The following is a 21,732-nucleotide window of genomic DNA, read 5'->3' as shown; positions in this document are numbered from 1 at the left end:
TGTGATAAATTGGATTCGAAACCTATTTTTTTTAAGTTTAGGGTTCATAATAATAATTGCTTTCTCAAATTTTTTTGAGATTAATTTTCTTGGTCTCTTTGTTAATAAAAAATTAGAATTTGTAAACTCTAGTTACTTGCTAGATTTCATTGTATTAGTAGCTTTGGTATTGTATAGTTGTATTGCAGTTAATAACTGCGCATTTGCAATCCCTAATAAAACGATCACGTTTTTCTTACTTTTATTTATTTCATTTTATATCTATGAAAGGTTTTTTAATGATTTTTTCGAATTTATAAAATTTCGAATTTCAGATAATTTAGCATATTTTGATGTTGTTTTTGCGATTGTTCTTTTACACTTTGGTCAGTATCTGAAATTTTTTGTTAGTGAGGAGGAGATTGTGACACAGAAGAATTCCGTTCTCGATGACAGTCCAATATCAAAAGATAAAGATGACCAATTAGAAGGATTGTTAAGAATTTCCGCTGAAAAAATCAAGAAAGTTGTTTTAGAAAATAAGTTTGCAACATCATTCACAATCGGTTTGAATGGAGAATGGGGTGATGGAAAAAGTTCAGTTTTCAATCTTTTGAAAAATCAATTGAAGGACGAAGATCTAATCTTTTTTGATTTTAATCCTTGGATGGGATATGATAAAAAAGTTTTGGTGAAAGACTTTTTTAATTCGTTTTCAGAAGCAATCGGACAAGATCTCTCTGACGAAATTAGCAATTACAGTGAGGAACTCTTGGATAATGGGGATGGTTTTACTTTTTTCAGATTAATTCGAAACATATTCTTTCGAAAACAAAGCCTTAATTCTATTTTCAATTCTATAAATGAAAAAATTGGCATCATTAATAAAAAAATTGTAATCTTTATAGATGATGTTGATCGATTAGATAAAGAAGAAATATTTGAACTTTTGAAGTTGATAAGAAAAACAGCAAATTTTCAAAATACATTTTTTTTGCTGGCGTACGACCGAAATTACATTAACAATAGCATAAAGGAAGATAGCGGTGACATGGCAATAAAATTCTTAGATAAGATTGTAAATGTTGAATTATCGATGCCATATTTTGATAAATCAATACTTCGAAATTACTTCATTAGACTTCTAAGAAGCGAAATTCCTCAAAGATTTCATTATAAAATTGATTTTTTTCAAAATAAGTATCAATTAGATCCTTTTGTTTTTGATTTAGGTTTTGAAGAAAATGATCTGTTCATTTATTGGTTAAGGAATTTTCGAGAAATAAAAAAAGTAGTAAATTCTATTGCAATTAATTATAATGAGATTTATCGAGAAGTTAATTTTTACGACTTAGTGCATCTTGAAATTTTGAAGTTGAAGCATCCTTTCCTTTACAATTTGATTTATACAAGACAGCACGAAATCTTCTTAATAAATAAAAGTCATTATTGTTACTGTTTTGCTCCGTTTGATAAAGTGAAAGCCAAGGAGATTCAGTTTTCGACATTCTTACAAAACCGCAGAAATAATTTCGGTCAACAAAAAATAATTGTCGAAAAAATCGAATCAGTTTTTGATTCTTATTTGGAAGAATACATTAGTAGCAACAATTTCAGTGCTATTGAAAAGCACAAAATTCTAGATTTGGTTTCACGTTTATTTCCGCGAGAAAACGTCGATGGAAATTTATCTCTTGAGTTTTCTAGTAAAACTGACGAAGAAGATAAATTGGGAGTCAAGTACGTAAACAAGTTTGAAAGGTATTTTGCACACACAATTTTTGCGAATAATATTTCTGAAGACGAATTTGCTAGATTCTTAGCACTGGATTTAGAAGATTTGGAAAAGCAATTAATGACTTGGGAAAATGAAGGCAAACTTGCTGATCTTGGTAAAGCTCTAAATAATAAGTGGGATTTTCATTCTCAGAGAGAGTATGAAAGTACTTTACGGGCAATTTTTCTTTGTCTAAATTTCCATAATAATACGATAGATTGGAATCAATTTGTATCAAAAATGTTTGGAACTAAATTGTTCCCAGTTGTTTTTAGAACGGAATATACTGCTAAGCAATTTTTTAAAGAACTTTTTTCTTCAGCAAAACCACCTTTGAACCTCTATGCGAATTTGCTAAGTGAGTTACGGAAAAGGAATCTTCGAAGAACTACCGATGACCCAGAAAGATTTCCTCTTTCTAATGGAGAAATCAATGATTTGCTGGAAAACTATTTGATGAGTGAGCTTGAAACAGGTGTTTTGTTTTCAAATGAATTTTGGTCACTTTATTTTATTTGTCAAAAAATGGAAGCAGATGGAGCGAAAATACCTTTTGAAAAATCAAACGATTTAATAATTGATAGTTTAGAGAAAACAGAAAATGTTATTCCTTTTTTGAAAAGTTTAATAATGTACAATGATTACGGTTACGAATCACATTTTAGAAGAGGTGCTGTAGAAGATTTGTTTGATGACTTTGATACTTTCGAGCGTGAGTTCTTAAACAAACTTGACGAAGACAATTCCTTTATTAAAGAATTTAAGGACTACTACACAAAATCCAAAAATGCGAATTGGGGTGCGATTGACTATGATTATGAATTTTTGAAAAAGGTCATCGAATAGAAATAAAATATTTACAAGAAATATTGGTGCTCTACTAATTGATTCAATGAATTACATGAGAAGAATTGTATTTTTTTCAAAAGAAGATTTGGCTCATCATTCAATGATGAATAAAATCAACGATTTTTTTAAAGCGAAAAAATATGAACAGGAATTTGATACTTTTAATGATATAATCGAGTTAAATCATATCGGTCAATATCTTGATAATGAATTTGTTCATAATGATTGGAATCCACACGAAATTGAATATTATCGTGCAATTGCAAAGAATTTTAAAAGGTCAATTAGTTTGTTCTTTCATCAGTTGACTTCGACCAAAATACTTGCAAACTTCGATGACATCGATTATGATTACACCAAAACTTTTTGGTTACTAATAAATAGATTTGATTCCTACAAAACTATTTCAAAAAGAGACTTACAAGAACTTCTTACTAAACAAAAATTCAATATTCGTCATGTATTATTTTGTAACAAAATTGTTTCTCTCTTTGATGAAGAAATAAAGGATTTTCTTTGTAAAAATGTAACCCATGCAGAAATCATACTCGATTATTACGAAAAAAAGCATGATAGAGAACAACAAACCAAATATTTTCCAAAATCTCTATCCTTGAAAGATAAGGAAAATTTAATTGAGAGATATGTTGAAAGTGAAGGGTCTAATCTAAATTATTTGCGATTAATTGTAAAAAGCAAGGATTCAGATTCATTAAAGATTGGTGATAAGGTAAAATTAAAAGCAAAAAAGCTTGCAGATCAAATTAATGATGAATTATTGCACAGCGAAAATGCAATTGTCATAAAAAAAGGGGTTGCTCTTTCAGAAGATCAAAAAGAAGTAAAGAAGATCATTGTTAGAGATGATCAAGAAATTATTTCATACAGTAAAAAGAGATTATTAGAAAATACTGATCCAAAAACATTAGTTCTAAATTTTAGAAAAATTTTTGGTTTTTTTGATTTTCAAGGATGCATTGACTTAGTTTCCAGAAGTCACGAAATCGATTCTTTCGAGACAACTTTTATGAGATCAAAAAATGAATTTTTAGCATCTTGGGCTTTTGGATCGAAATCAACCGATGGACGAATGAATTTTGAGATTTACAAATATTTTCTAGATTCAATCAATGTTAAGTTGGAAGATATTTTTGAATTTTTTGCGAATGATTACTTGAACAAAGCTTTCAATATTGACTATTTAAAATTACATCTACCAAGCTCCGACAGTACAGTATTGGAAAAAATACGCTTAATTGTTCCAGAATTTGAATCATTGCTCGAACAATATAAATTGTATGTGGAGGACGATACTGTTGATTACGATCTTATGCAGGTTAGTACGAAGACTTCGGGTTTTGAAAAAATCCCATCTTTGTTAGAAAAGAAATATGTTTATCCCATTGGGAACGAGCACGATGTTTTACGATATAATTTTTTCAATAACATGAGTCCTCTGTTTGATTATGGTAGATTTGGCAAGACATATTCTAATTTTTACAATTTGATTCTTTCTAAAAAAATCAAAATTGATGAATACGTAGGTTATAAAAGAACTTATATTCAGTATTTTATAGATAAAAAATATTTAATGACTGATGAAGAAGGTCATTTGTCGTTGGTTAATACGGATTTATTATTATTAGTAGGTTATTTTCACAAATATGATGTTATTAGTTATTGGTATCTGCCCAAAAATCTGCGAAGTGAAATAGACAAAATGAAAGATGAAAATATGGTAAGATTTACTGACAAATTATTTACTGAAGCTGAGCAGGATTATTTTAATTATTATTTAAATAATAAGTTTAGCAATGGTCTTTGGTTAAGGAACAAATATGTACATGCAACAAATAGTCATGAAATAGAAGAGCAAGAAAATGATTATAAGATTTTGCTTAAGCTGCTGGTATTATTAATACTTAAAATTGAAGATGATCTTATGATTGCGAAATCAATACTTGTTTCTCATCGAAAATCTAAAGAACAGCTTTGATAAAAACCATTTATAGAATTTCTTTTCATTTTAAGTATATAGTGTTACCAATTTTATAGACAGGAATGGCGAATGAAATGTGGTGGTTTCTATTAGCAAATTGTTTCTTTTGAGAAAGACTCTGCAAGAAACCAAAATTTTTGTCGAGAAACATTCGGATATGCTACTAAAAAATAAACAAACTAAAAAGGATAAAGTAATTTCATGAAAGGAACTTTCTACTGGACAGAACCAACAATCAGCTCGCATTGTGAAACCAGCCATTCCAAAAAGTAATAAATGTTCAATATTTTATCATGTTCAATATCATTGAACACCCGTTTTTATTGAACAAAATCGCGTTTTTAGATAAAAAGAAAAAATATCATAATTTTTGCTCATAAACGGATGATATTTAGTGTGTTACTTCACAAATTGCAAAATTTTTGACCTATTTTTATCAATCATATTTGTACCATAAAGATTGTAACTAATTGACTACTATATATGTTCATTTTCGAAGAAGTAAAATAACCATCGATTAAAACCGATTAACAATAATCATAAAAACGCTGTAAGCTATTGGTTTACAGCGTTTTTTTTTTTTTTCAAAATCGTTTACAGAATTTTTTTTGATCAAAAAAAATTAGGGATAAATATTTTTCTAAAGGTGATGCCTAATTTATCACATTTTTCAACGCGTCATCAAGCGCATTATATTTAAAAATAAAACTTTTTGATTTAATTTTTTGGTTGCTGGCATTTACTCCGTTTAGAATCATTTCGCTCATTTCACCCATGGTAAGTTTCAAAATTACGCCAGGAACAGCCATTGGAATGTAATTTTTATCCATTGATTTCGCTAAAGTTTTCATCAATTGTGCATTTGTGGGAACTTCGTCTGCACAGGCGTTGAAGGAACCATTCATGTTTTCATTTTCAAGAGCAAATAATAACATACCCACCAAATCGTCCACATGGATCCACGGAAAATATTGCTTACCACTACCAACTGGTGAAGCAAGATGAAGATTGCTTAATTTTTTTAAAGGTTCCAGAAATCCACCATGGGCGGAAATTACAGGAGAAATTCTAAGTTTTACAATTCTTTCCGAAATTGCTTCGAAGCGGTTTGCGGAATCTTCCCACAAACGACAAACTTCCGTAAGAAAATCTTTTTTTTGTGGCTCATCATTTTCCGTAGCAGCTTTTTCATCATTCCAGTCACCGTAATAATTAATTCCTGAAGCCGAAATAAATGACTGTAGTTTAATGTTTTTTTCTTTAACTTTTTTCTCTAAAAATAGGGCAGAATCCACGCGCGAACTGATAATTTCCTTCTTGTATGCGGTAGTCCACCGTTTAGCAATTGTTGCGCCTGTTAAGTGGATGATGCTGTGAATACCTTCCAAGGCACCTTCTTCCAAATAGTCATTTTCGTAGTCCCAGACAAATTCATTTTCGAAAATGTTTTGTTTTTTCCTCACCACGCAATGTGCAGTATAACCTCTTTCCTTAAGCGCAGAATACAATTTTTTCCCTACCATTCCGCTAGCTCCCGTGATTAAAATTTTTTTCATTTTAATTTTTTTAATGTTGATGGGATTTAGATTAAATTATTAATTTCCTTAATATCAGAACCCTTGTATTGGTGATAGACATTAAAGTGAAATTCGTTTAATTTTTTTAAAGTTTTAAGTAAATTATCCTTTTCTTCAGTATCTAATTTTGCAGATAAAACTCTGGAAGTGATGCTTACAGATTCAACGGATTGATCAAAATACTTTTTGCCAAGTTCGGAAATTTTCAATCGGGTTACCCGCTTATCTTTGCTGTCCGGAATTTCCTCCAGCAGATTGTTTTTCACTAATCTTCTGATGATTTCCATTCCTGTCTGTTTTTCATGGGCATTCTTTTCTACCAGTTGCATTTTGGTTAGCAAAGGTTCGTCCATAATTCTATAGAGGTAGGTGAACTCTTCGTTGTATAATTCCGGAAAATCTTGCAGTCCTCTACGAATCATTTGCTTTGTAAAACGAGACAGCAGGATCACTTGCTTGGCAATTTCATTCTCTAAATCGTTGACCTTCTTGTGCTCACTCTCCGAGATAAATCGTGGGCTTTGACTTTTATAATGCTTATCATTTAAAAAATTACGAAAATCCTCAATGGTGGAATCGTTTTTAGAACGTCCGGAATTTTCAAATTCTTGAACTTCTAAAAGTAAATTGATAAAAAAATTGGTATTCATTATTAAGAGATTAAAAATTGAGGTTGCGAATGTGGTTTTGCATAAGACAATTTCGCAATTTTTTCCGGTACAAAATACGTAACTAATCCGTAATTCATCCGTGTATTTTCTAGGTTTAAAAATCCGACTTTCTCTAAACGGGAAGGCTTAACAACCAGGTGTTGGATTTCGCCGATGACTTAATCCATGTTATTTATAAAATTCTTGCTCAGTGGTGTTCAAATCTTCAGTAAATTGGTAAATACTTTTTGGACGCTCGCCATACGGTAAAATATAATCAGAATAAGCTTCTATAATGCTGCCTTTTGTAAAAACTTCTGTTTTCATTTTATAAGTGAATTATTAATTGGTAAAATATTTTACAAATATAAAAATAAAAGTATATATTTGGACAATTATTTTTACTCATGAAAAAAGCTATAATTATTGGGTCCGGTTTTTCATCTTTGTCTGCGGCGTGCTACCTCGCAAAATCGGGATTTAATGTAACTGTTTTAGAAAAAAATGAACAGCTTGGAGGAAGGGCTTCCATGATGGAGATTGATGAATTCAAGTTCGATATGGGACCGAGTTGGTATTGGATGCCTGATGTTTTCGAACGTTTTTTCGCAGATTTTGGTAAAAGCGTATCAGATTATTATACGCTTGAAAAACTTTCTCCCGCCTACCGAGTGGTTTTTGGTAAAAATGATTTTATTGATATAGCGGATACTCCAGAAAAAATTATCCAAACTTTTGAAAGTATTGAAAAAGGTTCGGGAAAACATTTGAAAAAATTTATGAGTGAATCCCAAGAGAATTATGATATCGCTATGAAGGATTTGGTTTATCAGCCGGGGCTTTCAGTAACGGAATTGGTGTCGTGGGAAACAGCAACACGACTGGGTCTCTTCGTGAAAAATATCAGTCAGCAAATCCGAAAAAATATCAAGAATCCAAAACTTAGAAGCATTTTAGAATTTCCTGTCCTGTTTTTGGGTGCGAAACCAAAAGATACACCAGCCTTTTATAATTTTATGAATTATGCAGACTTTGGTTTGGGAACTTGGTATCCGAAAGGCGGTTTTAATGCCGTTGCTTTAGGAATGGTGAAGCTGGCCAAGGAATTAGGTGTGGATTTCAAGACCAATGCTGCAGTGCAGTCTATACAGACAGAAAAAGGTAAGGTAGTGAGTGTTTCCACGGAAAAAGAAACCTTCGCTGCCGATGTTTTTGTATCGGGAGCGGATTATGCCCACACTGAAAATTTACTGAAAAATAACAGAAACTACAGTGAAGAATCTTGGAAAAAGAAAACTTTTGCTCCCAGCTCGTTGCTTTATTATGTTGCTTTTGACAGGAAAGTTGAAACTTTGGAACATCATAATCTGTTTTTTGACACCGATTTTGAGCAGCACGCTGAGGAAATTTATGACACAATGACCTTCCCGAAATCGCCATTGTTCTACGCTAATTTTTCCAGCAAAACGGACAGCTCCCTTTGTCCGGAAGGTAAAGAAATTGGATTTTTCCTTATTCCGATTGCGGTGGATTTAGAAGATTCGGAAGAGATTCATGAGCATTATTTTAATTTAATCTTAGATAGGATTAAGGATTCAACAGGTGAAGATCTGAGGCCGAAGATTTTATTCAAAAAAAGTTTTGGAACCCAAGATTTCAAAAATCGCTATAATTCTTGTCGGGGAAACGCTTATGGTTTAGCAAATACGTTAATGCAAACTTCTGTACTACGACCCTCCATAAGAAATAAAAAATTAGATAATTTCTTTTATACAGGTCAGTTAACCGTTCCTGGTCCTGGGGTACCACCCGCATTAATTTCCGGAAAGGTGGTAAGTGAATATATTTTAAGCAAAGGAAAATTTAATTAATAAAGAAAATCATTATGAATAATTTTCAAAAATTCAATAAAATTTCAGATTGTACTTCTCAGTTGGTAACCAAACAGTACAGCACTTCTTTTTACTGGGCCTCTTCGTTATTCAGTCGGGAGATTCGTCAGCATATTTATAATATTTATGGCTTCGTACGGTTTGCTGATGAAATAGTCGATACCTTCCATGATTATGATAAGCAGAAATTGCTTAATGAATTCGAAAGAAATTACAGAGAAACTTTGGAAGACGGAATTTCACTTAATCCTGTGATTCAGTCATTTTGCAGAACTCAAAAAGAAAATAATATTCCGCAGGATTTGGTCGATGCATTTCTATATTCCATGAAAATGGATTTAGGCGAGATTAAAGATTTAAATGATGAATTGTATAATCTCTACATTTATGGAAGTGCAGAAGTGGTGGGATTAATGTGTTTAAAAGTCTTTGTGAAAACGCAAGAGGACTACGAAAAAATGAAACCTTATGCACAAAGTCTTGGTGCAGCTTTTCAAAAGATCAATTTTCTTCGGGATATTTCCGCTGATTACAACGATTTGAATCGCACCTATTTCCCAAATGTGAATTTTCTGGATTTTTCAGAAAGAGAAAAAGCAGAAATAGAATTAAATATTAAGAGCGATTTTGAAAAGGCGCTCATCGGAATCAAGATGCTTCCTTTATCAAGCAGAAGCGCCGTTTTTATGGCGTACAAGTATTACATCAGTCTTTTCAAGAAAATCAGAAAACAGCGTGCAGAAACTTTGATGAAAAGTAGAATCCGTGTTTCTAACGCAAGGAAAATTTATCTGATGGGAGAGATGCTTCTAACTAATAATTTATACTTTATTCGATGAAATTTTTGATCATAATTTTTACGCTTATGTGCAATATTATTTTTGCTCAGAATCTCAAAAGAGCTGAGAAATTATTTAATTAAAGGTGAAAAATCTTCAGCTGCAGCAATACAATTGATGGAAAAGTCTGAGGCGCTTTTTAAACAAAATAAATTGCCTATTTACCAAGGTTTTTACAGTGTCGGACAATTTTTCATGGCAAAACATGCTGCCAATCCTTTTAAAAAATTATCTTATTTTAAAGAAGGAAAAAAAAGCCTGAATCATGCAATTAGCAGCGATTCGAAAAATTTGGAATTGAGATTGTTCAGACTGATGACCCAAGAACAGGCACCAGCTTTTCTGAATTATACCGATAATATTAATGAAGATCGCTCATTTATTTTGAAAAATTATGAAAATACAACGGACGAAGATTTGAAAATTTTCATTAAAAAATATTTAAAAAAATGATTCTACTCTATTTGGCAATAACAGCGGTTACTTTTGTAGCAATGGAAGGCATCACCTGGCTGACACACAAATACATCATGCATGGACTTCTCGGCTGGTATTTTCATGAAGATCATCACCAACCTGGCTATCCACACGTTTTCGAGAAGAATGATTTTTTCTTTGTAGTTTTTGCTATTCCTTGTATGATCTTGTTTTATCTCGGTACTGTGGGCGGAATTACTTGGTTAGCGTTTTTAGCAGCGGGAGTTTTACTCTACGGAATTTGCTATTTTTTGGTCCATGATGTACTGATACACCGAAGATTCAAATGGTTTGATAAAGTGGACCACTGGTACTTCCGAGGGTTGAGAAAAGGACATAAAATTCACCACAAACATTTAGGAAAAGAAGATGGCGAATGTTTCGGAATGCTTTACGTACCCAAAAAATATTTTATTGAAGCCAGAAAAATGCGCAAATAGTTGATTCATGATGTTTTGTTGGACTTTTTACATAAATGATTAACGATGAACTAACCATTATTATGGAGAAATATTACTATATCCTTTTAAATATCGCGACATTTTCAGTGCCGTTTTTTTTTAGTTTTGAAAAGAAGTGGATGCATTTTGCGCGATTTTGGAAACCATATTTTCTAGCAATTATCAGCGTTGGGTTATTCTTTATTATTTGGGATGTCTTCTTTGCATATTCCGATATTTGGGGTTTCAACGATCAATACTTATTAGGATTTAGAATATTGAAATTGCCTATCGAGGAATGGATGTTCTTTCTTCTCATTCCTTATTCCAGTAATTTTATCCATTACTCACTGGAATATTTCTTTCCAAAGTTACAGTTAAGTAAAACAGCTACTCAGATCATCAGCATCGCGCTACTAATAATTTCATTGGGCGTTGTGCTGAGTAATTATGATCGATTGTACACCTTGTGCAGTTTCGGTTTATTTGCCTTGCTCATGTTGGCCCAAATCATCTATCAGTGGAAATATGCCCGACGTTTTTATCTAAGTTTTATCCTGATTTATCTGCCATTTTATTTTGTAAATGGTGCTTTGACGGGAAGTTATTCGGCAAATCCCGTAGTTTATTATGACAATGCGGAAAATCTTGGAATTCGTGTGGGAACCATGCCACTGGAAGATTCTTTCTATTGTTTTTCGATGCTTTATAGCAGCGTATTGCTTTTTGAATTTTTAAAGAAAAAAATGAATTTAGATCAACCGATTAGAATCAATAATGGACATAAAAATAACTAAACAATCTGGCATTTATACCTTGACTTCTAGACAGGTTTTGCCAATGCCCCTGGAAAAAGCATGGGCATTTTTCTCTTTGCCGCAAAATTTAGACAAAATTACCCCAGTTGATATGGCGTTTTCCATCACCAATAATCCACCAAATTATACCTATCAGGGACAAATCATTACCTATAAAATAGGAGTTTTTCCTTTGTTTAAAAATAATTGGGTAACGGAAATTACGCACCTGAAAGAAGGTGAGTTTTTTGTCGACGAACAACGCTTCGGGCCTTATGCAATGTGGCACCATGAACACCATTTTGAAGAACTAAAAGATGGCAAAGTTCTTATGACGGACATTGTTAATTTCAAATTAGCGATGGGATTTGTTGGCGATTTGGTAGCGGGATTTTTTGTGAAAAACAAAGTGAGAAAAATCTTTGAAAGTAGATTCAAAATTTTGGGAGATTTATTTCCTGCTCACAGTTCGTAAGCGCACGGTATACTACCATGTTTAAAATTTAGTTTTAATAATGAAAATCAATATATTCTGGTTCAGAAGAGATTTGCGATTAGATGATAATCATGGGCTGTATCAGGCATTATCCCAAGATTTAAAAGTAGTTCCCATCTTCATCTTCGATCAGCAAATTCTAACTCAACTTTCCGATAAGAAAGACAAGCGGGTTCAATTTATTTACGAGGCAATTGAAAGGTTAAACAAAAAATTAGCAAAGGTGGCTTCTGGAATTGATCTGTACTATGGCAACCCAAAGGAAGTTTTCGAAAAAATTATTAAAAAGTATGACGTTCAATCCGTTTTCACCAACGAAGATTACGAACCTTATGCACGGAGAAGAGATGAAGAAATTCGTGTATTTCTACAATCAAAAAGCATTGAATTTAAAACTTTTAAAGATCAGGTAATTTTCGCACCACAGGAAGTTTTAAAGAAAGATGGGCCGCCGTTTCAAGTGTACAGCCCGTATGCTAAGCGATGGGAATCTCAATTACCTGAAAATTTAGAAGATTACAAATCAGAAGATTTATTAGATCATTTTTTTCAATTTACACCCAATCATTTGACGCTAAGAGATATTGGTTTTGAAAATGCAGGAGAAATTTTTCAAAAGCCCAGTTTAAGTGAGGATTTACTGAAACAATATGGCGCAAAAAGAAATTTCCCCGCAGCAGATGCAACTTCAAAAGTGTCCGTGCATTTAAGGTTTGGAACAGTAGGAATTCGGAAATTAGTGAATTACGCAAGGAAAAATAGTGATAAATTCCTTCGGGAATTGATTTGGAGAGAATTTTTTATGATGTTGCTCTATCATTTTCCACATACCGTCACCAAATCTTTCAAGCCTAAATATGATCAGGTGAAATGGGAGTTCGACGAAGATAAATTTAAAAAATGGTGCGAAGGAAAAACAGGTTTTCCATTGGTGGATGCAGGGATGAGGGAGCTTAATGAAACTGGTTTCATGCACAACCGAGTTCGCATGCTCGCAGCAAGTTTTTTAATCAAAGATTTGCATATTGATTGGAAGATCGGGGAAGCGTATTTTGCCAATAAATTGTTGGATTATGATCAAGCGCAAAATATTGGAAACTGGCAATGGGTAGCAGGTTCGGGTGCAGATGGTTCACCTTATTTTAGAGTTTTTAATCCATATCTGCAACAGGAAAAATTTGATAAAAATTTCACCTACATAAAAAAATGGATTCCCGAATTTGGAACATCAGAATATCCAAAGGAAATGGTTAACCACGATGAGGAAAGAAAAAAAGCCATCGAGAATTATAAAGATGCCTTAAACAGTGATTAAATTTATGGTGATTTCATTTTTTTTTAATATTTAAATAAGCATAAAGCGCTGATGAACATCAATCGCAAGGTCAATCAAACAGTGCAGATGATGTACAAATTACTGACTATAATGGAGTAAAATACTCATGTATTAAAATGCCCGTGGCAGCAGCAATTGCCATCTTTCATCTTTCAAAGTTTTATAATTAAAATCAGCCATTTTTTTTGAATAAAATGTTTTCTGTGGAATTTTCCATGGAAACTTTCTCGCTTCTGCCTTTTAGAATATCTTTGCAAATTCATTTAAAACTTAAAAATGCTCTCAAAAATTATCGTTCATAAAGTCGGAAACAGAATCAATCAGGAATCTTTAATCCTTTCCCAAGAAGAATTGCAACTGGAGGAAGACATGAAAGAATTGCTTGAAGATTTCTTCCTGAAAGCCTTCAAATCAGAGGAACAGTTCTGTTTTTACAGCGACACTTATTTGGTCAATAATCCGGTTTACAGTTCGATTTCCGAGATTTTTGAAGACAAAAACAAATTCGTTTACGAAGCGGAAAATATTGCGCAACATTTATATGATATCACCGAGAATCCCCGCGTACAAAGCGGCGAACTCTTCATCGTTTATTTTGTAGGCGAAGAAAATGCCGACGGAAACAAGATCGATTCAATCGGGATTTTCAAAACTGAAAACAAAAATCCTTTCCTGAAAATTTTTCCTCAGAACGAAGCTTTCGAAATCGAAAAAGATTACGGAATCGGGCTTTCTAAGCTGGATAAAGGCGCGTTGATCTACAACAGCAGCAAAGAAACGGGTTATGCCGTTTCGGTGGTTGATAACAACAAAAATGGCGATATGTATTACTGGTTCGAGGATTTCTTGAAAGTGAAACAGCGCGACGACGAATATTTTCAAACCCAAGAAACGCTCACGGTTTACAAAGAATATATCACCAAGCAACTTCCTCAGGAATTTGAAACAACCAAAGCCGACCAAGCCGATTTCCTCAACAAATCCATCAACTTTTTCAAGGAAAAAGAAAAATTCGATTTCGAGGAATTTACCAACGAAGTTTTGGAAGATCCTAATGTTATCGAGAGTTTCAGCAATTTCAAATCCGATTATGAGCAAGAAATGCAGGTTTTTTAAAATTGGTTATAATGAACTTCACATCTCACTTCTAATCCTACTCAAAGTTTCCTGAGAAATACCAAGATAAGTAGCTATCATCCCAAGCGGCGCACGCAAAAGTATATCAGAATTATCTTCTAAAAGCTGAATATATTTTTCCTTTGCCGTCATATACTGCAAGGAATTGATGCGCCTTTCCATATTCGACATCAGAAGCCCCAAAACACGGCGGCTGAAATTGGCTATGGTGAGCGAAGTTTCGCAGAGTTCTTCCATTTTAGAGTAGCGGAAAAAGACAACTTCACTGTCTTCTATCGCTTCAATGGAATGCCGCGCCGGAATTTTCTCAAAAATGGTGTCTTTATTGGCGATAATGCTGTTTTCGGGGTAAAAATTGGTGGTGATGTCTTTTCCTTTTTCAAAATAAAACGAGCGCAGAAGCCCTTTTTCTACAAAATACACCTTGCGGTTTAAAGTGTTTTGATCGCTGATAACGGTACCCTTTTTCACAGAAATTTTTTCGGTCTGGGTGTTCAGAAAACTGCGGATATCATCGTCGATGGTGATGTAGGTGGCAAGCATTTCGGGAAAAGTCATCAGGATTCAATTTGTACAAAAATAAAAATAATGCCCCACAAATGAGGCATTATTCACTAACTAAACATTAAAAATCAATACTGTCCTAAATAAAAAAACAGATATATTTTATGCACATATAGATAGGCTTTAAGCGGAATTTTCTATAGATTTTCAAAAAGAACCCCTTGATAATATGTTTTTTGAGATTCAGGTGGTTGGTCAAAAGGTTTGTCGAGCCAATACTGGAGATTAATTTTCACAAAAATATTCAGTCGGATAAATGCTACTAGATTTGATAATTGCCAAGGATATTTTGCGATTGATTTTATGTATTTTAGGATAAGAATGGTAATTAGAGCCGTCCAAATTTGTATTTTAACTGCATTTTCAGATGTTCCGATAAATGTTTTGATATGAAGCAATTGCTTGATGTCTCTGAAAAAAATCTCAATCTGCCACCTTTGTTTGTACAGTTCTGCAATGGTGGAAGCTGCCCAAGTGAAATTATTGGTGATAATTTCGATAGTTTGCTTGTTTTCTTCGTCCAAAACCGCCACTCTTCTTAATTTTTTAGGGTATTTTTCTTTTGAAATAGGGTTTGAAAGGATTATGTCTTCGTCTTTCAAAATGTTTTGCGCTCCTTTTGGTGGAAGTTCTCGTTCCTGTAAAGTTTCAAATTTTAGGTTTTCCTTATGCCTGATTACAAAAAAAACACCTTTGCTGTCCCAAATAGAAAGCATCGGAAAATCGTTGTAAAAACGGTCGGCTACAATCACCGCACCTTTCTCTAAGGGAATGTTTTCAGCCCCTTTATTATCCGCAACGCTTCCTTTGGTAATATTCACATAAACCGGAAGTTTCCCATCGTATTCAAGCAAGGTATGCATCTTTACAGCTCCTTTCTTAGTGCGATACGTTGCCCAATCAAATAAAGAAAGACACAGGGAAATAAGAGTGGAATCTAATAGATAAACGGGAACTTTTATTTTCAGCTTTACTCGTTTTTGTTTGGTGTGCTGTCCTAAATGTTCTAATAATATGAAATACAAATCTTTGAACAAGTCTGCATCTCTTTTCCCATTTTGGTAACTGATGGAAGATTTGGAAGGTGCAGTTTTTATTCCTAAATGATTGAGGTTGCCCGTTGCGCTACGAAGTCCATTGGAAATATCCCGTACCGAGGTGCTTTTCGCAAAATGACAGAAAAGCATAGAAACTAAATGGGTCCAACTATCGAATCCTTTATTTCGGTAATCGGTCTTTTTTTCTTTGACTATTTTTTTGAAAATTACTCGGTCTATTTTTGAAATAATCTGAGAAAATAATGTTAATTTTGAGTCCATAAGAAGGTTTTTTTGTTGTGCAACCTCAAAGGTACTTTGAGTTACTCTAATTCCTTCTTATTTTTTTTATTTAGGACGCTATTGATTAAAAATAAACTTTTAAAAATTAATCTTTTGTAGCCAACTGAAAAGTTCGTCATACACTTTTTCTCGCACCGGTTTTTTGGAAAGCACTAAATCGTGAATACCCCCTTTAACGGGAATTATCGTCACATTTCCCTTAAAATTTTCAGCATTTTTATGAATATCGTTCACATTCAGGATGATATCGGTGGAAGTCACTTCCTCATTCCAGACTTTTGGATAGCCCGATTTTTCAGAATGCATCACCAATACCGGAACCTTGAGTTCTGCGCTGCGGATGTCTTTCTGTGCGCGGTGAATAGCGCGGACAAAGCCAAAATTCACTTTCCCGTTTGCATTGGGTTTCAGTTTTAAATCATAATTCCATTCGCCCTTGAAATTTTTATGCAGGCTTTCACCGTAAAAAGTGGAAAATCCACCGCCAATTTTCGTGTCAGGATAATGTTTTCCCAAACCACTTATGATGGGAATCCCAATTTTTTTTGCCAGAAACCCCATATTGAAATCATAAAACGGACTGTTCACCCAAAGTCCGGCAATGTTCGGATTTTCAGGGTGATATTTCATATACCGTGTCGTAATCAAGCCGCCGGTTGAGTGCCCTGCCAAAAGAATTTTGTTATGATTTTCAGCAGCAATGATTTTTAAAGCTTCATCGATTTCGGCATTGTATTCGTCCAGATTTCTGACATTATTAAAAGTTTGATGCGGCAAATATGAACGCCCATATTTTCTTAAATCCAAAGCATAAAAGTCAAACCCTTTTTCATTGAATTTTTCGGCCATTTCTGTCTGAAAAAAATAGTCGTTAAACCCGTGAATATACAACACTGCTTTATGGGTCGGTCTTTCCGCTTTTTTGCGGATGACTGTTGCGGTGACCTTTCCTTCGTAATCGTTGGGGAAATTCAATGTTTTCTGCTCAAAACCGTTCCCCAAAATATCCGGCGTATATTCCTGCGAAAAGAAAAACCCCGAAAGGAAAATCAGCAGCAGTAAAAAGGTCTTTTTCATTGTCCTGTTGTTTGTTAACGCAAAGTTCGGGCTTCTTTCTAAATTTGGCTTTAACATTTATCAAAAAAAACGCCCGGAAATTTCCGGACGCTCTTTCTATAATAATGAAAACTTCTATTTCAAAAAGTCTTTACCCTGAAAAGTCGGGTTGGGATATTTATAAAAACCTTCGCCGCTGGAAACGCCAAGTTTTCCGGCATCGATAAACTGATTTTTCAGCACGTTGACAAATTTCATTTTTTCCTCATTTCCTGAGCGTTCCGCTTCGGTTTTAAAAATGTGGTATACCGTTCCCAAACCAACCACATCCAAAATACCGAACGGTCCTATTGGCGAACCGGTTCCGAGCATCCAGGTTTTGTCGATGGTTTCAATGTCCGCAACGCCTTTCGCATATAAAGTGATTCCTGAACTCAACAGCGGCACCAAAAGCGTATTGAGAATGTAGCCAGGCTGTTCTTTTTTCAGTGGCAGCGCAATCATTCCGATTGATTTGGCGAATTCCACGAGTGTTGCAAATACTTCGGGATCGGTCTTTTCAGTGCCCATAATTTCCGCCGTATTGTGTTTCCAGATTTCGTTGGCGAAATGCAAAGCGAGAAATTTTTCCGGCCTTCCGGTTTCATCCATCAATAAACTTGGCAAAAGCGTGGAAGTATTGGTGGCAAAAATGGTTTTTTCGGGGGCGATTTTGGATAAATTTCTGTAAAATTCCTTTTTAATGCCGATACTTTCCGGAATGGCTTCAATCAGCAGATCCGCATCGGAAACCGCATCGTGAAGGTTGATTGAAAACTGCAGTTTTTGATAGGCTTCTTCCAGTTTTTCGGATGAAATCTGCAGGTCCGATTTGTATCGGGGCAGAAAAGTGTCAATCAGTTTTTTGGATTTTTCAATGGCTTCCCCATTGATGTCGTAAATGGTCACGTCATAGCCGTGCAGTGCGGATTGGAAAGCAATTTGCGAACCCAAAACGCCGCTTCCGGCTACGGTAATTTTTTTTATTGTTGTCATTTTTTTTTAAATTTTAGAAAACCTTAGAGGTATTCAAAACCTATAAGGCTTTTCAGGTTAAATAATTACTCCCCTTCTTGCTTATGCTCAAAGAGACTTTTTAGTTTGTCCCACTGCTGCGCGAAAAAACCATCGGCTTCGTCGTGCGAAATTTCCGGCAGAATATGCTCGAAATAGGTATCCTTCAAAACTTTATTCAGAATTCCGCTGCCCGGAAAACCTTTGCCGTCGTTCAAAGTATTGGCGGCTTTTAACAAATGACGGATGTCGTATTGCAACGGATTGATATCAGGGACCTGTTTGTTACTGTCAAGAAGTTCATAAACCGCAATTCTTGCCGTTCTTACTGAACTTTCCATTGTAAAAACTACATCGTTATTGGTTTCCACAAACTGTCCGACCAGTCCGAGATTTACACAGCCATCGGGAACAACCTGTGGACGGTCACCTTTTGCACGCGGTAAAAACATGGAAGTGATATACGGCATGTAAGAGGTTTTCACGATCGTATTTTCTATGATATTATCCAGTTGATTTTCAATTCCTAAATGATAGGCCAACTCTGCCAAAATCTCGTTTCCAGTACATTCCGGCATTGTTTTCTGAACGTAATTTCCTTTTTCGTCCATCAGCAAAGCATACACCCAGATGACCAAAACATCATCCGGCTGATTCGGGAAATGAGGCTGTCTGTTGCAGGTAAAACTCATCACCCAGTTGCTGTCGGTAATCGAAATAATACCTCCTGTAACGGTTTTGCCGGAATAGGGATCGTTCACCGAATACTCTTTCAGTTTTTCTACAAAAGCAGACGGTTTACAGGTAAGCGTTGCCGACATCCATGCCGATTTGGAAACATCGGAATTGAATTTTTCAGGTTTGCCAAACACTTTAGATTTTTTTGCCAGATTGTTCCAAACTGTCCATCCTTTTGATTTTCCGGAATTTTCTTTGGTAAAATCTACCAAGGGTGCCGTAACATTATCGCCGTAGCGTGTGTCTTCCGTCATAGAGCCGGTTGTGACGATTACAAAATCATTTTCGCGTACTGCAATGTTCACTTCAGAACCGTTCTGTTCCGTGATGATATTTCTGACGATTTTTTTATCGCTCGTGATTTCGATATCCAGGTCTTTTACGACGGTTCCAAACTGAATTTTTACGCCGAGTTCCTGTAAATGTTTCCGTAAAGGCACTACGAATGTGTCATACTGGTTGTATTTTGGGAAAACCAGCGACGAAAGATCATTCAAACCGTCAATGGCGTGCAGGAAACGGTGAAAATAGAGTTTCAGTTCCAGTAAACTTTGCCAGTTTTCGAAAGCAAACATGGTGCGCCAAAACCACCAGAAATTACTTTCTAAAAATGTTTCGGAAAACCAGTCTTCTATGGTTAAATCATCCAGTTCTTCCTTTTTCGCGAGCAGAAGTTTCATCACCGCCAACTGGTCTTTTTTGCTAAGCCCGAATTTGCTGAAATCCTTTACTTCGCCTTTATTGTGAATGAGCCTTGCTTTGGAGTGGTTGCGGTCATTGTCGTTTACAATCCGGTATTCATCGAGCACGGAATAAGGCTTGGGAAGTTCCAAAGCGGGAATGTCCTGAAACATATCCCAGAAATTTTCGTAGGTAAAATCCATTTCACGGCCGCCGCGAATGATGTATCCGGTTTCCGCATTTCCCGAGCCGTCCAAAGAACCTCCTTCAATGTTCAACTGCTCTAAAAAAGTAATATTTCCGGCAGGAATTTGGCCATCCCGAATGAAATAATAGGCAGAAGAAAGTCCGGCGATTCCGCTGCCGACAATGTAAACTTTGCTGTCCTTAAATTTGCCGTCGGGAAGTCCGATATTTCGTTGGTAATTCCCAATCTGATCCGGAAAAGGCATTGTGTTGGTAGGAACATTCTGCAGGCGCGTTTGGCTTGCATCGGGTTGATGATTTACTTTTCTGTGATTTTCGGTTGTGTTCATACTTAATTTTTTTGTGGATTAATGATGACTCAAAGGTACGACCGCAGGTTTTTTTATCTTTTGACATTTGTCAAAAAGTGATTAGAAATGAGAAGTGCGAAGTTAGAAGTTAGATGTTATAAATTGGAGATTATATGTTAAAATTAGAAATATGTTTGGTCAGATTAAGGTTTAAATTTTTCAGACTTTTTAATTACGAGAAACCCTTTCCAATCCGGAACTACAGAAAATGAGTAGATGAAGATGACAACCGCCGGATTGGATTTTATTTAAATTAAAATTATGGAACAATCTATCATACATATCGAAAACCTGAAATGCGAATTTAAAATAGGCACAGAAACCGGTTTTATAATCATCAATTTTAAGGTTTTTATCATTAAAATCAGCCATTTTTTTTGAATAAAATGTTTTCCGTGGAAATTTCCATGGAAACTTTCTCGCTTCTGCCTTTTAGAATATCTTTGCAACTTTATTTAAAACTTAATAATGCTCTCAAAAATTATCGTTCATAAAGTAGGAAACAGAATCAATCAGGAATCTTTAATCCTTTCCCAAGAAGAATTGCAACTGGAGGAAGACATGAAAGAATTACTCAAAGATTTCTTCCTGAAAGCCTTCAAATCAGAGGAACAGTTCTGTTTTTACAGCGACACTTATTTGGTTAATAATCCTGTGTACAGCTCAGTTTCCGAGATTTTTGAAGACAAAAACAAATTCGTTTACGAAGCGGAAAATATTGCGCAACATTTGTATGATATCGCTGAAAATCCGCGGGTACAAAGCGGCGAACTCTTCATCGTTTATTTTGAAGGCGAAGAAAATGCCGACGGAAACAAAATCGATTCAATCGGGATTTTCAAAACCGAAAATAAGAATCCTTTCCTGAAAATTTTCCCTCAGAACGAAGTTTTTGAAATCGAAAAAGACTACGGAATCGGGCTTTCAAAGCTGGATAAAGGCGCGTTGATCTACAACAGCAGCAAAGAAACAGGTTATGCTGTTTCGGTGGTTGATAACAACAAAAATGGCGATATGTATTACTGGTTCGAGGATTTCTTGAAAGTGAAACAGCGCGACGACGAATATTTTCAAACCCAAGAAACGCTCACGGTTTACAAAGAATATATCACCAAGCAACTTCCCCAGGAATTTGAAACAACCAAAGCCGACCAGGCCGATTTTCTGAACAAATCCATCAATTTTTTCAAAGAAAAAGAAACATTTGATTTCGAGGAATTTACCAACGAAGTTTTGGAAGATCCTAATGTTATCGAGAGTTTCAGCAATTTCAAATCCGATTATGAGCAAGAAATGCAGGTTTCCATTTCCGAAGATTTTGCCATCAGTGAAGCGGCGGTGAAGAAGCAAAGCCGAGGTTTCAAAAGTGTGATCAAACTCGACAAAAATTTCCATATCTACGTTCACGGCGACCGAAAACTCATCGAAACCGGACAAGATGAGAAAGGGAAATATTACCGACTTTATTTCGAAGAAGAACAATAAAAAAGCAATCCTT

Annotated in this window: 19 protein-coding genes and 1 pseudogene; 11 read left to right on the top strand and 9 right to left on the bottom strand. The window is 34.8% G+C overall.

Going from position 1 to position 21,732, the window contains the following annotated elements; translation table 11 throughout:
• The first annotated feature begins 1 nt into the window (after position 1).
• Both H0S70_RS07930 and H0S70_RS07925 read left to right on the top strand, forming a co-directional pair.
• Complete coding sequence (locus H0S70_RS07930) at positions 2-2,602, top strand: KAP family P-loop NTPase fold protein (RefSeq protein WP_188320422.1); 2,601 nt, start codon at positions 2-4, stop codon at positions 2,600-2,602.
• A gap of 55 nt (positions 2,603-2,657) precedes the next feature.
• The gene (locus tag H0S70_RS07925) at positions 2,658-4,601 is read left to right on the top strand and encodes a hypothetical protein (RefSeq protein ID WP_188320421.1); all 1,944 of its coding nucleotides are present in this window, start codon (positions 2,658-2,660) and stop codon (positions 4,599-4,601) included.
• A gap of 656 nt (positions 4,602-5,257) precedes the next feature.
• Here H0S70_RS07925 and H0S70_RS07920 read toward each other — a convergent pair.
• The 3 genes from H0S70_RS07920 to H0S70_RS07910 all read right to left on the bottom strand — a co-directional run bounded on the left by H0S70_RS07920 (position 5,258) and on the right by H0S70_RS07910 (position 7,158).
• Positions 5,258-6,160, bottom strand: coding sequence for a TIGR01777 family oxidoreductase (locus H0S70_RS07920; protein WP_188320420.1), 903 nt, complete (start codon positions 6,158-6,160; stop codon positions 5,258-5,260).
• Positions 6,161-6,186: 26 nt separating this feature from the next.
• The gene (locus tag H0S70_RS07915) at positions 6,187-6,831 is read right to left on the bottom strand and encodes a MarR family winged helix-turn-helix transcriptional regulator (RefSeq protein WP_188320419.1); all 645 of its coding nucleotides are present in this window, start codon (positions 6,829-6,831) and stop codon (positions 6,187-6,189) included.
• A 189-nt stretch (positions 6,832-7,020) separates the two neighbouring features.
• Entirely contained in the window at positions 7,021-7,158 is a 138-nt protein-coding gene (locus tag H0S70_RS07910) for a hypothetical protein (protein ID WP_158212062.1), read from the bottom strand.
• An 80-nt stretch (positions 7,159-7,238) separates the two neighbouring features.
• Between H0S70_RS07910 and H0S70_RS07905 the strand changes: the two genes are divergently transcribed.
• The 8 genes and pseudogenes from H0S70_RS07905 to H0S70_RS07870 form a co-directional block, all read left to right on the top strand.
• Positions 7,239-8,702 (top strand): phytoene desaturase family protein, encoded by a 1,464-nt coding sequence (locus tag H0S70_RS07905; protein ID WP_188320418.1) that lies wholly within the window; start codon positions 7,239-7,241, stop codon positions 8,700-8,702.
• 14 nt (positions 8,703-8,716) lie between these two features.
• Positions 8,717-9,562 (top strand): phytoene/squalene synthase family protein, encoded by an 846-nt coding sequence (locus H0S70_RS07900; protein ID WP_123248472.1) that lies wholly within the window; start codon positions 8,717-8,719, stop codon positions 9,560-9,562.
• Between the two features lie 42 nt (positions 9,563-9,604).
• Complete coding sequence (locus H0S70_RS07895) at positions 9,605-10,015, top strand: hypothetical protein (RefSeq protein WP_188320417.1); 411 nt, start codon at positions 9,605-9,607, stop codon at positions 10,013-10,015.
• Complete coding sequence (locus H0S70_RS07890; protein ID WP_188320416.1) at positions 10,012-10,479, top strand: sterol desaturase family protein; 468 nt, start codon at positions 10,012-10,014, stop codon at positions 10,477-10,479. The genes H0S70_RS07895 and H0S70_RS07890 overlap by 4 nt, the downstream gene beginning before the upstream one ends.
• A gap of 35 nt (positions 10,480-10,514) precedes the next feature.
• Positions 10,515-11,276 carry a lycopene cyclase domain-containing protein gene (locus H0S70_RS07885; RefSeq protein WP_228453695.1) on the top strand — a complete coding sequence of 254 codons (762 nt, stop codon included), beginning with the start codon at positions 10,515-10,517 and terminating at the stop codon, positions 11,274-11,276.
• Positions 11,257-11,751, top strand: coding sequence for an SRPBCC family protein (locus H0S70_RS07880; RefSeq protein ID WP_188320415.1), 495 nt, complete (start codon positions 11,257-11,259; stop codon positions 11,749-11,751). The genes H0S70_RS07885 and H0S70_RS07880 overlap by 20 nt, the downstream gene beginning before the upstream one ends.
• Positions 11,752-11,791: 40 nt before the next feature.
• Positions 11,792-13,087: a cryptochrome/photolyase family protein gene (locus H0S70_RS07875; protein ID WP_188320414.1), complete on the top strand. Its 1,296-nt coding sequence runs from the start codon at positions 11,792-11,794 to the stop codon at positions 13,085-13,087.
• 297 nt (positions 13,088-13,384) lie between these two features.
• Positions 13,385-14,218 (top strand): annotated as a pseudogene (locus H0S70_RS07870) (nucleoid-associated protein); the annotation flags it as partial.
• A gap of 24 nt (positions 14,219-14,242) precedes the next feature.
• Here H0S70_RS07870 and H0S70_RS07865 read toward each other — a convergent pair.
• The 6 genes from H0S70_RS07865 to H0S70_RS07840 all read right to left on the bottom strand — a co-directional run bounded on the left by H0S70_RS07865 (position 14,243) and on the right by H0S70_RS07840 (position 20,606).
• A complete protein-coding gene (locus H0S70_RS07865) occupies positions 14,243-14,803 on the bottom strand; it encodes a Crp/Fnr family transcriptional regulator (protein ID WP_188320412.1) in 561 nt (186 codons plus the stop codon).
• Between the two features lie 143 nt (positions 14,804-14,946).
• Positions 14,947-16,128, bottom strand: a complete 1,182-nt coding sequence (locus H0S70_RS07860) for an IS4 family transposase (protein ID WP_188320411.1) — start codon at positions 16,126-16,128, stop codon at positions 14,947-14,949.
• Between the two features lie 99 nt (positions 16,129-16,227).
• Complete coding sequence (locus H0S70_RS07855; protein WP_188320410.1) at positions 16,228-17,226, bottom strand: alpha/beta hydrolase; 999 nt, start codon at positions 17,224-17,226, stop codon at positions 16,228-16,230.
• A gap of 114 nt (positions 17,227-17,340) precedes the next feature.
• Complete coding sequence (locus H0S70_RS07850) at positions 17,341-18,240, bottom strand: 3-hydroxyacyl-CoA dehydrogenase (RefSeq protein ID WP_123248463.1); 900 nt, start codon at positions 18,238-18,240, stop codon at positions 17,341-17,343.
• A gap of 65 nt (positions 18,241-18,305) precedes the next feature.
• The gene (locus H0S70_RS07845) at positions 18,306-20,213 is read right to left on the bottom strand and encodes an oleate hydratase (protein WP_188320409.1); all 1,908 of its coding nucleotides are present in this window, start codon (positions 20,211-20,213) and stop codon (positions 18,306-18,308) included.
• Between the two features lie 189 nt (positions 20,214-20,402).
• The gene (locus H0S70_RS07840; protein WP_123903467.1) at positions 20,403-20,606 is read right to left on the bottom strand and encodes a hypothetical protein; all 204 of its coding nucleotides are present in this window, start codon (positions 20,604-20,606) and stop codon (positions 20,403-20,405) included.
• Between the two features lie 96 nt (positions 20,607-20,702).
• On the opposite strand from H0S70_RS07840, the gene H0S70_RS07835 reads away from it, so the two are divergent.
• A complete protein-coding gene (locus H0S70_RS07835) occupies positions 20,703-21,719 on the top strand; it encodes a nucleoid-associated protein (protein ID WP_188320408.1) in 1,017 nt (338 codons plus the stop codon).
• Positions 21,720-21,732 lie beyond the last annotated feature (13 nt).

This window comes from Chryseobacterium manosquense, assembly GCF_014623485.1.
GTDB lineage: Bacteria > Bacteroidota > Bacteroidia > Flavobacteriales > Weeksellaceae > Kaistella > Kaistella haifensis.
Note: the sequence above shows the minus strand (reverse complement) of the source record. Positions and strands in the feature narration are given on the sequence as shown.

Excerpts from the sequence above, each read along its gene's own strand:
- H0S70_RS07925 (WP_188320421.1), top strand. The coding sequence starts at position 2,658 with ATGAGAAGAATTGTATTTTTTTCAAAAGAAGATTTGGCTCATCATTCA.
- H0S70_RS07920 (WP_188320420.1), bottom strand. The coding sequence starts at position 6,160 with ATGAAAAAAATTTTAATCACGGGAGCTAGCGGAATGGTAGGGAAAAAA.
- H0S70_RS07915 (WP_188320419.1), bottom strand. The coding sequence starts at position 6,831 with ATGAATACCAATTTTTTTATCAATTTACTTTTAGAAGTTCAAGAATTT.
- H0S70_RS07910 (WP_158212062.1), bottom strand. The coding sequence starts at position 7,158 with ATGAAAACAGAAGTTTTTACAAAAGGCAGCATTATAGAAGCTTATTCT.
- H0S70_RS07905 (WP_188320418.1), top strand. The coding sequence starts at position 7,239 with ATGAAAAAAGCTATAATTATTGGGTCCGGTTTTTCATCTTTGTCTGCG.
- H0S70_RS07900 (WP_123248472.1), top strand. The coding sequence starts at position 8,717 with ATGAATAATTTTCAAAAATTCAATAAAATTTCAGATTGTACTTCTCAG.
- H0S70_RS07890 (WP_188320416.1), top strand. The coding sequence starts at position 10,012 with ATGATTCTACTCTATTTGGCAATAACAGCGGTTACTTTTGTAGCAATG.
- H0S70_RS07885 (WP_228453695.1), top strand. The coding sequence starts at position 10,515 with ATGATTAACGATGAACTAACCATTATTATGGAGAAATATTACTATATC.
- H0S70_RS07880 (WP_188320415.1), top strand. The coding sequence starts at position 11,257 with ATGGACATAAAAATAACTAAACAATCTGGCATTTATACCTTGACTTCT.
- H0S70_RS07875 (WP_188320414.1), top strand. The coding sequence starts at position 11,792 with ATGAAAATCAATATATTCTGGTTCAGAAGAGATTTGCGATTAGATGAT.
- H0S70_RS07865 (WP_188320412.1), bottom strand. The coding sequence starts at position 14,803 with ATGACTTTTCCCGAAATGCTTGCCACCTACATCACCATCGACGATGAT.
- H0S70_RS07860 (WP_188320411.1), bottom strand. The coding sequence starts at position 16,128 with ATGGACTCAAAATTAACATTATTTTCTCAGATTATTTCAAAAATAGAC.
- H0S70_RS07855 (WP_188320410.1), bottom strand. The coding sequence starts at position 17,226 with ATGAAAAAGACCTTTTTACTGCTGCTGATTTTCCTTTCGGGGTTTTTC.
- H0S70_RS07850 (WP_123248463.1), bottom strand. The coding sequence starts at position 18,240 with ATGACAACAATAAAAAAAATTACCGTAGCCGGAAGCGGCGTTTTGGGT.
- H0S70_RS07845 (WP_188320409.1), bottom strand. The coding sequence starts at position 20,213 with ATGAACACAACCGAAAATCACAGAAAAGTAAATCATCAACCCGATGCA.
- H0S70_RS07840 (WP_123903467.1), bottom strand. The coding sequence starts at position 20,606 with ATGGCTGATTTTAATGATAAAAACCTTAAAATTGATGATTATAAAACC.
- H0S70_RS07835 (WP_188320408.1), top strand. The coding sequence starts at position 20,703 with ATGCTCTCAAAAATTATCGTTCATAAAGTAGGAAACAGAATCAATCAG.